Annotated in this window: 8 protein-coding genes; 4 read left to right on the top strand and 4 right to left on the bottom strand. The window is 69.3% G+C overall.

Going from position 1 to position 13,570, the window contains the following annotated elements; genetic code table 11:
• Nucleotides 1-25: 25 nt before the first annotated feature.
• The 4 genes from VGU03_RS02495 to VGU03_RS02480 all read right to left on the bottom strand — a co-directional run bounded on the left by VGU03_RS02495 (nucleotide 26) and on the right by VGU03_RS02480 (nucleotide 7,030).
• Nucleotides 26-739 carry an ABC transporter ATP-binding protein gene (locus VGU03_RS02495; RefSeq protein WP_327475897.1) on the bottom strand — a complete coding sequence of 238 codons (714 nt, stop codon included), beginning with the start codon at nucleotides 737-739 and terminating at the stop codon, nucleotides 26-28.
• Between the two features lie 158 nt (nucleotides 740-897).
• Entirely contained in the window at nucleotides 898-2,169 is a 1,272-nt protein-coding gene (locus tag VGU03_RS02490; protein WP_327478344.1) for an efflux RND transporter periplasmic adaptor subunit, read from the bottom strand.
• A gap of 256 nt (nucleotides 2,170-2,425) precedes the next feature.
• Nucleotides 2,426-4,951 (bottom strand): TonB-dependent receptor, encoded by a 2,526-nt coding sequence (locus VGU03_RS02485; RefSeq protein ID WP_327478343.1) that lies wholly within the window; start codon nucleotides 4,949-4,951, stop codon nucleotides 2,426-2,428.
• Between the two features lie 36 nt (nucleotides 4,952-4,987).
• The gene (locus VGU03_RS02480) at nucleotides 4,988-7,030 is read right to left on the bottom strand and encodes a tetratricopeptide repeat-containing sulfotransferase family protein (RefSeq protein ID WP_327478342.1); all 2,043 of its coding nucleotides are present in this window, start codon (nucleotides 7,028-7,030) and stop codon (nucleotides 4,988-4,990) included.
• A gap of 266 nt (nucleotides 7,031-7,296) precedes the next feature.
• Between VGU03_RS02480 and VGU03_RS02475 the strand changes: the two genes are divergently transcribed.
• The 4 genes from VGU03_RS02475 (at nucleotide 7,297) to VGU03_RS02460 (ending at nucleotide 13,568) form a co-directional block, all read left to right on the top strand.
• Complete coding sequence (locus VGU03_RS02475) at nucleotides 7,297-8,367, top strand: aromatic ring-hydroxylating dioxygenase subunit alpha (protein WP_327478341.1); 1,071 nt, start codon at nucleotides 7,297-7,299, stop codon at nucleotides 8,365-8,367.
• On the top strand, nucleotides 8,364-9,728 hold the full coding sequence (locus tag VGU03_RS02470; RefSeq protein WP_327478339.1) for an APC family permease: 1,365 nt from the start codon (nucleotides 8,364-8,366) through the stop codon (nucleotides 9,726-9,728). The genes VGU03_RS02475 and VGU03_RS02470 overlap by 4 nt, the downstream gene beginning before the upstream one ends.
• Nucleotides 9,725-11,809 carry an FAD-dependent oxidoreductase gene (locus VGU03_RS02465; protein WP_327478337.1) on the top strand — a complete coding sequence of 695 codons (2,085 nt, stop codon included), beginning with the start codon at nucleotides 9,725-9,727 and terminating at the stop codon, nucleotides 11,807-11,809. The genes VGU03_RS02470 and VGU03_RS02465 overlap by 4 nt, the downstream gene beginning before the upstream one ends.
• A gap of 262 nt (nucleotides 11,810-12,071) precedes the next feature.
• Nucleotides 12,072-13,568: an alpha-L-fucosidase gene (locus VGU03_RS02460; protein ID WP_327478335.1), complete on the top strand. Its 1,497-nt coding sequence runs from the start codon at nucleotides 12,072-12,074 to the stop codon at nucleotides 13,566-13,568.
• The last annotated feature ends 2 nt before the right edge of the window (nucleotides 13,569-13,570 follow it).

The raw sequence follows: 13,570 nt of genomic DNA, 5'->3' as shown, positions 1-13,570 counted from the left end.
GAGGGAGAGGGCTCAAGCAAGCATGTCAGGCGTCCGCGACGCGCGCGTTGTGCGCGTGGAAACGCGGCTCCTCGGAAAGGTCCACCACCTGGCCGTCGATGATGTGCACGTTGCGCTGGGCGCGCGCGGCCAGTTCCGGATCGTGGGTCACCATGACGATGGTGGCGCCCTCGCGGTGGATCTCTTCCAGCAGCTCCATCACGCCGCGGGCCATCTGGGTGTCCAGGTTGCCGGTCGGTTCGTCCGCCAGCAGCAGGCGGGGCGAACCGGCGAGCGCGCGGGCGATCGCCACGCGCTGCTGCTGGCCGCCGGAGAGCTCGGCCGGGTAATGCTTGGCGCGCGAGGCCAGCCCCACGCGCTCGAGCGCGTCCATGATGCGCTGCTTGCGCTCGGCGCCCTTCATGCCGCGGTAGCGCAGCGGCACCTCGACGTTGTCGTACACGTTGAGGTCGGGGATCAGGTTGAACGCCTGGAAGATGAAGCCGATCTTCTCGTTGCGGATCTTCGAGCGCGCGTTGTCGTTCAACTGGCTCACCTCGATGCCGTCGAGGTGGTAGTGCCCGCCCGTGAAGGTTTCCAGCAGGCCCGCGATGGTGAGGAAGGTGGTCTTGCCCGAGCCCGACGGACCGGTGACGGCGACGAACTCGCCTTCCTTCACGTCGATGTTGAAGTCGCGCAGGGCGTAGGTCTCCACCACTTCGGTGCGGTAGACCTTGGACAGGTGGGTCATCTTGAGCATGGTGCTTCCTCGGTGGTGGTGGGTTTCTGGGGCGGGAACGGGGAACGGGGAACGGGGAACGGGTGGATCACGTAGTTTTGGGAGCGGCGCCTCATGGTCAGGGCGCAGAGTGGCTTCCTCCCCTCGTGCAACACGTTCCCCGTTCCCCGTTCCCCGCCTCAATCACTGATCGCTACCTTCGCCGCATCCTTGAAGTTGTCGGTGCCGGAAATCACGATCTTGTCGCCTTCCTTCAGGCCGTCCAGGATCTCGACCTTGTCGATGCTGCTGGCGCCGACGCGGATGGGCCTCTTCTCGGCGATGCCGCCGCGCACCACGTAGGCGTAGTTGCCGCCGGACTCGTCGACGAAGGAGCCGCGCTGCACGGTGAGCACGTTGTCGCGCTTGTCGAGCAGAATGCGCACGGACAGGCGCTGGTTCTGGCGCAGCTGCTTGGGCGTCGCGCCGTCGAAGCGCAGCCGCGCGGCCACCTCGCCGTTGACCACCTCGGGCGAGATCGCGCTGACCAGGCCCTTCCAGGTGTTGCCGTTGCCGGTGATCTCGCCGGCCATGCCGATGCCGAGGTCACGCGCGAAGCTCTCCGGCACCTTCATCTCCACTTCCAGCGCGGACAGGTCGATCACGCTGAGCAGCTGCGCGTCCTTGGCCACGGTGGCGCGCTCGGCGATGAACAGCTGGCCGACCTGGCCGTCCACGGGCGACTTCACGTTGAGGTCGTCGACCTGGCGCTTGAGATCCTGGACCAGCAGCTCCTGGCGCTCGTGCGCGAGCTTCTTGGACTTGATGTCGAAGTTCAGGCTGTCGTTGTCCATCCCCAGGTCCGCCTTGGCGTGCAGGGTGGTCAGCTTGGCCTTCTGCAGGGTGTCCTTGGCGCGGTCCACGTCCATGCTGGGCACGGCGCCCAGCTTGAACGCCTTTTCGTTGCGCGCCAGGTCGCGCTCGGCGGCCTGCTGGTCGATCAGCGCGTTGTCGTAGGCCTTCTGCAGTTCGCCGCGCTTCTTGCGCGCGTCGATCTGGGCGCGCTGGTAGTCCACTTCCATGGCGTCGGCGTTGGATTCCTCCTGCGCCAGCTTGTTGGTGAGCTCGGGGCTGTCGATGGCGGCGAGCACCTGGCCCTTCTTCACCGTGTCGCCGGCGTGCACCTTGAGCGTGACCGCGCCGCCGGAGGTGGCGTAGAGCGTGGGGCTCACCGCCGCCACCACCTTGCCCTCGGCCGCGATGTCGCGCACGAACGGCCCGCGCTGGACGGTGGCGAAGGACAGCCGCGAGGCGCTCACCGAAGCATCGGCGGAAAACAGCCGCATCACGCCGGGCAGCGCCAGGGCGCCGGCGACCAGCACGGCCACGCCGACGCCGGCTATCAGCAGCCGGCGCTTGCGGTTGGGTTTGACTTCGACCAGTCGGTCTTGGGCGGAAGTGTCGCGGATCATCGATGCCGTTCCTGACCGCGTACAGCGCGGTTACACGGCAGTCGTAGCAATCGGCGTGCCACGTAAGGACGCCCACCACAAACGCATCCGTTTCAACTACTTGGGCCACGCGTCCGGACTTGACTGAGGTGTCCGCGGACACCGCACGGACAACCGGACGAACACACGCCCGCCGGCGCGGACGCCACGTCGAAAACGCAAAGGCCCCGGTTCGCACCGGGGCCTTCGTGGTCTTGCAGGCGTCGGGCGAGCCCGGCTAGAACTCCTGCTTGAAGCGGATGCCGAACGTGCGCGGCACGCTGAAGCCGGTGTACACCTGCCCGTCCGGATACAGCGCCGACGCACCGTGCGCGGCGCACACCGCCGGGGAGCACTCGGTGAACTTGTACAGCGCCGCCCGCTTGTCGAACACGTTGTCGACGTAGACGTCCAGCGACCAGCTGCCCCTCTGCACGCCGGCGGAAAGGTCGACCGAGTTGTACGCAGGCAGGTCGCCGAGCAGGCTGCCCTCGAGCTGGCGCAGGTCGGTGGTGCGCCGGCCCACGTGCACCAGCGCGCCCTGCACGAAGGCGTCGTTGCCGCCGAGGCTGAAGTTGTAGCGCGCCACCAGGTTGCCCTTGAAGCGGGGCGTGATCGGCAACCGCGTGCCCTTGGGCGCCAGCGGCCCGTTCACCACCTTGCCGGTGGACTGGTTGATCGAGCCGGGCGGGCAGTTGGTGACCGCGTTGCCGCTGGCGTCGGTGAAGCCGCAGTAGTTCGCGGTCAGCTTGGCGTCGTAGAACGCCACGCCGGTGCTGATGTTGAGGTCGTAGGTGGCCTGCCAGACCAGTTGCGACTCCAGGCCGTCGATGCGCGCGGAGTTGGCGTTCTTGATCTGGGTGAGGCCGTTGGCGCCCAGGATGTTGAACTGGAAGTCGTTCCAGTTCTCGCGGAACACCGCGCCGTTGAACGACAGCCGGTTGTCGAACCAGGAAGTCTTCCAGCCCAGCTCCAGGTTGGTCAGGAAGTCCGCCTGGTAGGGCGGCAGCAGGCCGGCGCGGTTGACGCCGCCGGGGCGGTAGCCCTCGGAGCGGGTGGCGTAGATCATCTTGCTGGGCGAGAGGTTCCAGGTGAGGTTGACCTTGCCGAGCGAGCCGCTCTGCCGCACGCGCTTGTCGAAGTCCAGGCAGGGCGCGTCGATGAACGGCTGGCCCGAGATGCAGCCGGCCTCGCCGTAGCTGGAGTTCGGCGAGAAGCCCTTGCTGAAGCCGTAGAAGCCGTACAGCTGGTTGGCGGTGCGGAAGTAGCGGCCGCCGACGGTGGCGGTTAGCGTCTCGGGAATGATGTCGTAGGACAGCTCGCCGAACACGGCCTTGTCGTAGTCGTAGCGCATCTGCCGGGTCAGCCAGATCGTGTTGGGCCAGCCGGCGACCGACAGGCTGGTGGCCAGATTGTTGATCTGGTAGTCCTGCATGATGTCGTGCTTCTGCTTCTGCCAGAACGCGCCGGCGACCAGCCGCAGGCGGTCCTCGCTGGGCGAGACGATGCGCAGCTCGTGGCTGTTGATGGTGTAGTGGTCGCGGTCGCTGATGAACTCGGACGGGTTGATCAGCTTGCCGCTGTTGTCGTGGATATAGGCGCCGTAGGAAAGCAGGGTGTCGTACCAGAACGAGTAATCGTTGTAGTCGGTCGCCTCCTCCTGGTTGCGCTTCAGGTGCGCGTAGGCGTAGGTCACGTCGAAGTTGCCGATCTTGCCCTGGACGGTCAGCGCGCCCTGCCACCAGCGGTCGTTCACCCGTTCGGGATAGAAGTGGGTCACGGCCAGGTCGCCGACGACCGGATCGCTGGCGAAGGTGCCGTGCGAGATCGTCTGCTGCCCCATCACGGTCGGGCTGATAGACCAGTCGTCGTCCAGGTCGACCTTCAGCGCGGCGCGGGCGCCGCTGGTATTGGCGTCGTTGTAGTGCTTGCGGGCATGCCCGAAGCACTCCAGCTGCGGTCCTGGCGTGCAGCCGTCGGCATTGCTGACGGTGATGCCGGACACCGGGAACGTGCGCGACCCGGGCTTGTTGTCGATGTAGCCGGCGTCATGCTCGTGCCAGCCGACCAGGCGCACGGCCGCGGCCTTGCTCAGCGGAATGTTGAGCATGCCCTCGGTGGTGTAGCCGATGCCGCCGTGCGCCACCTCGTTGAGCCCCAAGGTGTAGTTGGCCGCGAAGCCGCCCGGATCAGGCTTGTTGGTGATGATGCGCAGCGCGCCCGCCTCGGCGCTGGCGCCGTACAGCGTGCCCTGCGGCCCGGCCAGCACCTCGATGCGGGCGATGTCGTACATGTGGATGTCGAGCGGGCCCTGGATCGTGGTGACCGGCTGGTCGTCCAGGTACACGCCCACGCTCGGCTGCGATCCGGAGTGGTTGGTGTTGCCGCCGCTGGCCACGCCGCGCATGTAGATGGTGGCGAAGCCCGGGCCGGTGGCGATGCCGCCGCCGCCTTGCTGGAAGGTGACGCTGGGCAGGTACTTCACGTAGTCGTTGAAGTTCTGCACATGCAGCGCCTCGAGCTGGTCGTTCTCCAGCACGCCGATGCTGATCGGCACCTTCTGCAGGTTCTCGGTGCGCTTCTGCGCGGTGACGTTCACCACGCCCAGCGTGGTGGGCTTCTGCTTCGTCGCCGGCGCCGCAGTGGAGGTCCCGGCCGGTTCCGTGTCCTGCGCCAGGACTGGCGCGGCAATGGCCAGGCAGATCGCCGCCGCCAGCGGCAGCCTGGCCAGGCTCGCTCGTGGTATCCCGCTGATACGCTTCAACCCATTCGTACGCATACACCCTCCCCAGGCAAGTCACTACAAACGATCGGTATCGAGCCGCTGCTCCCCTTCAGGCACGTCCGGATAGCTCGCCAGCACCGGCCCCAACGCCGACGCCAGCGGCTCCAGCCACGCCGCGTAATGCCGCCAGTGATCCATCCCCTCGCGGTAGATCGGCTGGCGTACCTGTTCCGAACTGGCCGTTCGCACCGGCCGCGGATTGTCGAAAAAGCGCAGGCAGCCCGGTTCGAACGGCAGGCCGCAGTAGTCGAGCAACCGGCGCACCTCGCCCTCGGTGTCTTCGACCATGCGCTCGTACATCACGCGGTGGATGCGCCCGGGCAGCACGTCGTCGAAATGCGCCATCAGCGCCACGTAGTCGCGGTAGTAGCGCCCGATGTCCGTCAGGTCGTAGCTGAAGCCCTGCCCGCGCGCGAAGTGCTGCTTGAAGGCCGAGAAGCCGCAGGCCATCGGATGCCGGCGCGCATCGATGATCTTGGCGTTCGGCAGGATCAGCTGGATCAGGCCCAGGTGCATGAAGTTGTTCGGCATCTTGTCGATGAACAGCGGTGCCGAGGTCTTGCGCTGGATGCGGGTGTGCGCCAGATAGCGTTCGCCGAGCGCGCGCAGCGCCTCGGCCCCTTGCGCCGCCAGCGCGCCGTGGTAGGGCATCGCCTCGCCGGCGTCGCCCTGCTGGCGCAGCAGGCGGGTGATCGAGGTGATCTCGGGCAGTTCCATCGTGCCCTCGACCTGGCTGTGGCTGGACAGGATCTGCTCGAGCAGGGTGGAACCGGCGCGCGGCAGGCCGACCACGAAGATCGGGTCGGGCGCCGGGCTGCCTGCGCCGGCGCGCGCGGCGAAGAACTCGCGCGTGTAGTGCTCGCGGATGTAGCGCACCCGCGCGCTGGTGTCGTCGGCGCTGTAGTTCAGCTGCGCGCGGCGGATCGCATTGCCGCGCGCGTAGTGGTGGAACGACGGCTCGTACTCGCCCGTGTCTTCCAGCGCCTTGCCGATGGCGAACTCCAGGTGCAGGCGGTCGTCCTCGGCCAGGTCCGCGCGCGCCAGCTGTCCGCGCATCGCGGCCAGTTCGCCGGCCTCGAAACGGAAGGTCTTGAGGTTGGCCAGACTCCACCAGACCTCGCCGAACGAGGGCTCGAGCTCCAGGCTGCGGCGATAGGCGGCGACGGCGCGCCCGGTATGGCCGGCGGTCTTCAGCGCGTGGCCCTGGCTCACCCACAGTTTGGGGTTGTCCGGGTGCTGCGCGAGCAGCGCGTCGTAGATGCCGATCGCCTGAGCGTAGTCGCCCGTGCGGCACAACACCGCCGCCTTGAGAACGCGGCTGCCGGCGTCCTCCGGGTCGGCCGCCAGCAGGCGCTCGATCTCGGCCAGCGCCTGCTCCGACCGGTTGCTGCGATGCAGGACCAGCGCGTAGTTGCGGCGCGCCTCGCGAAAGCCGGGCGCCAGCTCCAGACAGCGCTCGAGCAGGTGCAGGGCGTCCTCGTTGCGGTCCAGCCGGGCGGCGAGTTCGGCGAACATGCGGATGGCCGCCACGTCGGTGGGCGCCTGCCGCAACTGCGCGCGCAGCAGCGCCTCGGCCTCGGGAATGCGGTTGCCGGCCAGCGCCACGGCGGCGGCCATCAGTTGCGGATCGTGGGCGGCATGGCGCACGTGGCTGACATAGGCCGCATCGGCGGCCTCGTGTTCACCCGCCGCCGTGAGGCCATCGGCGAGCACGCGCCAGGCCTGCGGAAAGTTCGGATCGAGCGCCACTGCGCGGCGCAGCGCAGCGATGGCTTCCTGCCCGCGGCCGCAGTGGTCCAACGCTTGCCCCAGATCGAACTGGACTTCCGCCGAGTCCGGCCATGCGCGCGCCAGCGGCACGAGGATGGCCAGCGCAGCGGACGGATCGCCCTGCCGCGAACGCGCGGCCGCCAGCAACTGCAGGGCAGAGGGATGGTCGGGGGCGACCTGCAGGATCTCCCCGAGCTGCTCGGCCGCCAGGCCCGGATCGCGCTCCAGCAGCCGCCTGGCATGGGCCAGCGCCTGCTCCAGCGTGCCGGTGGCGGCAGCCTCGGTCATGCGCCGGCTGGCCACGACGGAGCGGCGCGCGGGTCGGTTCCCGGACGACACGGCAGGCGCGCGGCGCGTGGCATGGGTGGCGGCAGCTCCTTGGTGGCTCGCGGCAATCTAGCATCCCCATCCGGCCCGCAGGTAGTGGCTGCGGCCCCGCCGCGACAGTGGACATGCGCGCCGCGATCGGACATACACTGCCGGGAACGCGCAGCGCATGGATGCCATCGAAGACGACGGCCCGCCGCGCCCATGCCATCGGGGAACCATCCGCCATGACCGCCGACATCCGGGTCGAGGAACTCAACCGCGCACGCGCCCTGCCCGCGCGCTACTACGCCGGCGAGGCGATGCTGGCGATGGAACGGCGCGCGGTGTTCGCGCGCAGCTGGCAGCTGGTGGCCCACCAGGAGCAACTGGCCGGGCCGGGCGACCATGCCGTCGGCGAGATCGCCGGCGTGCCCATCCTGCTGGTCCGCGGAGGGGACGGCGTGCTGCGCGCCTTCCCCAACGTGTGCCGGCACCGCGCCGGGCCGCTGGCGCTGTGCGACGGCAAGGGCGCGCGCGCCCTGCACTGCAAGTACCACGGCTGGACCTACACGCTGGAAGGCCAGCTACGCAGCGCGCCGGAGATGCAGGACGCCTGCGATTTCAAGGTGGAGGACGTCCGCCTGCCGCCGCTGCGCGTGCACGAGTGGCAGGGCCTGGTGTTCGTGGCGCTGGACCCGCACACGCCGGCGTTCGATGAAGTCTACGGCGGCATCGTCGAGCGCATCGCGCCGATCGACCTGTCGGCAATGCGCTACCTGCGGCGCGACAGCTACGACATCGCCTGCAACTGGAAGGTCTACATCGACAACTTCCTGGAGGGGTACCACCTGCCGCACGTGCATCCGGGCCTGTCGCGGGTGCTCGACTATCGCGCCTACGACACCGAACTGTTCGCCTGGCATTCGCTGCAGTCCTCGCCGCTGCGCAACAGCGGCGACATCTACGGCGACGGCCGGGCGTTCTACTACTTCGTCTACCCCAACGTGATGCTCAACATCATGCCCGGCCGCCTGCAGACCAACCGCATCCTGCCGCTGGGGCCGGACCGCTGCCGCGTGGAGTTCGACTACTACTACGCGCAGGACGAGGGCGCGCAGGCGCGCATCGCCGCCGACCAGGCGTTCAGCGACGAAGTGCAGCACGAGGACATCGCGATCTGCGAGGCGGTGCAGAAGGGCCTGGCTTCCGGCCACTACGTACCCGGCCGGCTGTGCCCCAAGCGCGAGGGCGGCGTCTGGCATTTCCAGAACCTGCTGCGCGCGGCCTATGCGGGGCCGGCCGGGGAATCCGCGTGACCGTGCCCCGCGCCGAGCAGCAACTCCCACCGGCCGGCGCGCCCGCCGGCACCCGCATCGGCTTCTGGACCTGCACCGCGCTGGTGGTGGGCAACGTCATCGGCATGGGCATCTTCGTGCTGCCCTCGTCGCTGGCGCCGTTCGGCTTCAACGCGCTGATCGGCTGGGTGATCGTGCTGGCCGGCTGCCTGGCGCTGGCGCGGGTGTTCTCGCACCTGGCCCACGCGCTGCCTGCCGCGGGAGGTCCCTACGGCTACATCCGCCAGACGCTGGGCGAGCCGTCGGCCTACCTCGCGCTGTGGGCTTATTGGGTGTCGATGTGGCTCACCAACGCCGCGCTCGCCACCGGCGTGGTCGGCTACCTGGTGGTGGTGTTCCCGCCGTTGGGCGCGCTGTCGCCGGCGCCGTTCGCGCTGGGCCTGCTGGGGGCGGTCGTGGCGATCAACCTGTTCGGCGTGCGCACCGGCGGCGGCGTGCAGATCGTCACCACCGCGCTCAAGCTGCTGCCGATGCTGGCGATCGCGCTGCTCGGCGGCTGGCTGCTGCTCACCGCGCCGGCGAGCTACACCGCGCATCCGCCGACCACGCCGCTCAGCCTGGGCGGGGTCACGGCGTCCGCGACCATCGCGCTGTTCGCGATGCTGGGCATCGAATCGGCCAGTCTGCCGGCGGCACGGGTGGACGATCCCGCGCGCACGATTCCGCGCGCGACCATGACCGGCACCGTGCTGGCCGCGACCGTCTACATCATCGTCTCGGCGGTGCCGTTGCTGCTGATCCGGCAGCACGAGCTGGCCGAGGCGAACGCGCCGTTCGCGCTGCTGATGGACCGCTACGCGGTCGCCGGCGCGGGGCGCTGGCTGGCGCTGTTCGTGGTGGTCAGCGGGCTGGGCGCGTTGAACGGCTGGACCCTGCTGGCCGGCGAGCTGACCCGCACGATGGCCGAGCGCGGCGTGCTGCCGGCGGCGCTGGCGCGCAACAACCGCCACGGCGCGCCGACGGTGGCGCTGCTGGTCACCGGCGCACTCGCCGCGGCGATGATCGCGATGAGCTACAGCAAGTCGCTGGTGGCCGCGTTCACCTTCATCACCCGCGTGGTGACCGCCGCCAACCTGCCGCTGTACCTGTGCTGTTCGCTCGCGCTGCTGGTGCTGTGGCGGCGACGCAGCACGGGCTGCACCTCGCGGCGGGTGCTGCTGGCCGCCAGCGCCAGCCTGCTGTTCGTAGTGCTGGCCTTCGTCGGCATCGGCCGCGAACCGTTCGTGTACGCGCTGGGGTTGATCGCGGCGGGCCTGCCGCTGTACGCAGTGATGCGCCTGCGACGCCGCGCCGATCCATCTGCCGAAGTGCTGCCGCCATGAGGGACCCGCGCTACGACCTCCTGTTCGAACCGCTGAAGATCGGTCCGGTCACGGCGAAGAACCGCTTCTTCCAGGTGCCGCACTGCAACGGCATGGGCCACGCCATGCCGCTGGCGCACGCGGCGATGCGCGAGATGAAGGCCGAGGGCGGCTGGGCGGTGGTCTCCACCGAGGAATGCGAGATCCACCCCAGCGGCGACCTGACGCCCTACGTCGAGGCGCGGCTGTGGGACGACCGCGACATTCCCGCGCTGGCGCTGATGTGCGACAAGGTGCACGCGCACGGCGCGCTGGCCGCGCTGGAGCTGACCCACAACGGCCCCACCGCGTCCAACCTGTATTCGCGCGAAGTGCTGATCGCGCCCTCGGCGCAGCCGACCAAGTACGGCTACCCGCACCAGGCGCGCGAGATGACGCTGCACGACATCCGCGAATACCGGCGCTGGCACCGCGAGGCGGCGATCCGCGGCAAGCGCGCCGGCATGGACATCATCTACGTCTACGCCGCGCACGATCTGTCGCTGCCGATGCATTTCCTGCAGCGGCGGCGCAACCGGCGCAGCGACCAATACGGCGGCTCGCTGGAGAACCGCGTGCGCCTGCTGCGCGAGGTGCTGGAAGACACCAGGGACGCGGTGGGCGACCGCTGCGCGGTGGCGCTGCGCTTCGCCACCGAGGAGCTGCTCGGCCCCGGCGGCGTGGAGCTGGCCGAGGCGCAGGACATCGTGGGCATGCTGGCCGAGCTGCCGGACCTGTGGGACGTCAACCTGGCCGCCTGGTACAACGACTCGGTGCCTTCGCGCTTCGCGCCCGAAGGCGCGCAGGAGCCCTTCATCGACTTCGTCAAGAAGACCACCACCAAGCCGGTGGTGGGCGTGGGCCGCTTCACCTCGCCGGACACCATGGTGTCGCAGCTCAAGCGCGGTGTGCTGGACATGATCGGCTGCGCGCGCCCGTCGATCGCCGACCCGTTCCTGCCGCGCAAGATCGAGCAAGGCCGCGTCGACGACATCCGCGAATGCATCGGCTGCAACATCTGCGTTTCAGGCGACATGACCATCTCGCCGATCCGCTGCACGCAGAACCCGACCATGGGCGAGGAATGGCGCAAGGACTGGCACCCCGAGCGCATCGCGCCGGTACGCACGCCGGCGCGCGTACTGGTGGTCGGCGCCGGCCCCGCCGGGCTGGAGGCCGCGCGCGCGCTGGGCCAGCGCGGCTGCGAGGTGAGCCTGGCCGAGGCGCGCCGCGAGCTGGGCGGCCGCGTCACCCGCGAATCGCGCCTGCCGGGCCTGGCCGAATGGGCGCGCGTGCGCGACTGGCGCGTGGGCCAGATCCGCAAGCTGGCGAACGTGGCCGTCTACCTCGACTCCGAGCTGAGCGCGCAGGACGTGCTCGACTTCGGCGCCGAGCACGTGGTGCTGGCCACCGGCTGCCACTGGCGCCGCGACGGCTACGGGCGCAGCAACGGCTTCGACATCCCCGGCTTCGCCGGCAACCCGCGCGTGTTCACGCCGGACGACCTGATGGATGGCCGCTTCCCGGAAGGCCGCGTGGTGGTGTTCGACGACGACGGCTTCTACTACGGCAGCGTGGCGGCCGAACTGCTGCGCCTGCGCGGCTGCGAGGTGGTCCACCTGACCCCGGACGATGGCATCGCGCCGTGGAGCCTGCACACGCTGGACTACCGCTACATCCGCAAGCGGATGGCCGAGCTGGGCATCGAGCCGCTGGTGTCGTGCGACATCGTCGGCTACGAAGGCCGCACGCTGATCGTCGAGGACGTATGGACCCACCGGCGCCGCGAACTGGCCTGCGACGCCGTGCTCACCGTCACCGCCCGCCTGCCCGACGATGCGCTGTACCGCCAGCTCGAGCAGCGCGAGGCGGAGTGGGAAGGCGCCGGCATCCGCAGCGTGCGCTGCATCGGCGACGCCGAGGCGCCGGGGCTGATCGCGCACGCGGTGTACGCCGGCCACCGCTATGCGCGCGAGTTGCAGGAACAGCCCGTCGGCGAAGTTGCGTTCAAGCGGCACTTCCACACCGAAGACGCCGACGACCTGCTTCGCCTGCGCGGGTAGTCGCAACCGGGCTGTTGCGCTCCAGGTGACGGCAACAGCTTGGCCTTAGGTTGCCTGGACCACCTGCCCGATCCGCTGCGCCAACGCCGACTCCAGCCACGGCAGCAGGCGCAGCGCGCCCAGGTTCTGGTCCAGCTGCTCGCGCTTGCTGGCGCCGCTGGCGCGCTGTCGTGTCGCTCCAGGCGGCTTTTTGGACGCAAGCTTCCTGGATTGGTATTCATACCTGACACAACGTCACGGCTCACCCGAAGAGGCTTGTCCCATGGATCGTCGCCGTTTCCTGCTCGCCGGCTCGACCGCCGCCTCGCTGGGTGCGCTCGGCCTGACCCGCCTCGCCCGTGCCGATACTTCGTCCACGCCTGCCGCCGCCGGCCCGCGACCGCGACCGCGCCCCACGCCGCAGCAACTGCGCTGGCAGCGCGAGGAGCTGGCGATGTTCGTGCACCTCACCGTGAATACCTTCACCGGCCAGGAATGGGGCGACGGCACCGAGTCGCCGTCGGTCTTCAACCCGCGCAAGCTGGATGCGCGGCAGTGGGCGCGCGCGGCGAAGCAGGCGGGCTTCCGCAGCATGATCCTCACCGCCAAGCATCACGACGGCTTCTGTCTATGGCCATCCGCCTTCACCGAGCACTCGGTCAGGAACAGTCCATGGAAAAACGGCCACGGCGACGTGGTGCGCGAATTCACCGACGCCTGCCGCGCCGAGGGCCTGGGCGCCGGTCTCTACCTCTCGCCGTGGGACCGCAACAACAAGAGCTACGGCAAAGGCGAGGCCTACAACGACTATTACATCGCCCAGCTCACCGAGCTGCTCACGCACTACGGCAAGATCGTGGAAGTGTGGTTCGACGGCGCCAACGGCGAAGGCCCTGATGGCCGCAAGCAGACTTACGACTGGCAGCGCATCCACGCCACCGTGCGCAAGCTGCAGCCCGACGCGGTCATCTTCTCCGACGCCGGTCCCGACGTGCGTTGGGTCGGTGACGAGAAAGGCGTGGCCAGCAGCACCTGCTGGTCTGCCGTCGACCCGGCCAGCACGCCCTACCCCGGCTATGACCGCCCCTGGGTGGGTGATGTGCTGGGCCGCGGCGATCCGCACGGCAGCGTGTGGCGTCCCGCGGAGTCGGACGTGTCGATCCGCCCCGGCTGGTTCTGGCACCCCGAGCAGAACGGCCAGGTACGTACGCCGGACGAGCTGCTGGAGCTGTACTTCAGCTCGGTGGGCCGCAACAGCAAGCTGCTGCTCAACGTGCCGCCGAACCGCGACGGCCAGTTCGATCCCGAGGACGTCGCCTCGCTGAAGGGCTTCGCGGCGAAGCGCACGGCGCTGTTCGCCACCAACCTGCTGCAGGGCGCCCGCGTGCGCGCCAGCAGCAGCAACGCGCCGCATCTCCCGGCCAGGGCGCTCGACGCCGATCCGGACACCTACTGGAGCGCCGCACCCACTGCCCGCGACGGCTGGCTGGAATTCGAGCTGCCCCGCGAGGTCGAGTTCGACACGCTGGAACTCGGCGAGGCGATCGCCCAGGGCCAGAACATCGCCAACTACCGCGTGGAACACTGGGACGAGGGCGCATGGCGACCGCTCGGCTGGGGCACCACCATCGGCCACAAGAAGCTTGCGCGCTTCGACCCGGTACGCACGAGCAAGCTGCGGCTGACGCTGGAATTCGGCTACGGCACGCCGAAGCTGGCCTACGTTGCGGCCTACCGCGGCCCGGACCGGCGCTACGGTCCGGGGCACAACGAAAAATGACC

The organism is Frateuria sp. (assembly GCF_035944355.1).
In the GTDB taxonomy this organism is placed as follows: domain Bacteria; phylum Pseudomonadota; class Gammaproteobacteria; order Xanthomonadales; family Rhodanobacteraceae; genus Frateuria_A.
This window is presented reverse-complemented; position numbering and strand designations above follow the sequence as displayed.

Coding starts and splice junctions, on each gene's coding strand:
- VGU03_RS02475 (WP_327478341.1), top strand. CDS start 7,297: ATGACCGCCGACATCCGGGTCGAGGAACTCAACCGCGCACGCGCCCTG.
- VGU03_RS02480 (WP_327478342.1), bottom strand. CDS start 7,030: ATGACCGAGGCTGCCGCCACCGGCACGCTGGAGCAGGCGCTGGCCCAT.
- VGU03_RS02495 (WP_327475897.1), bottom strand. CDS start 739: ATGCTCAAGATGACCCACCTGTCCAAGGTCTACCGCACCGAAGTGGTG.
- VGU03_RS02490 (WP_327478344.1), bottom strand. CDS start 2,169: ATGATCCGCGACACTTCCGCCCAAGACCGACTGGTCGAAGTCAAACCC.
- VGU03_RS02460 (WP_327478335.1), top strand. CDS start 12,072: ATGGATCGTCGCCGTTTCCTGCTCGCCGGCTCGACCGCCGCCTCGCTG.
- VGU03_RS02465 (WP_327478337.1), top strand. CDS start 9,725: ATGAGGGACCCGCGCTACGACCTCCTGTTCGAACCGCTGAAGATCGGT.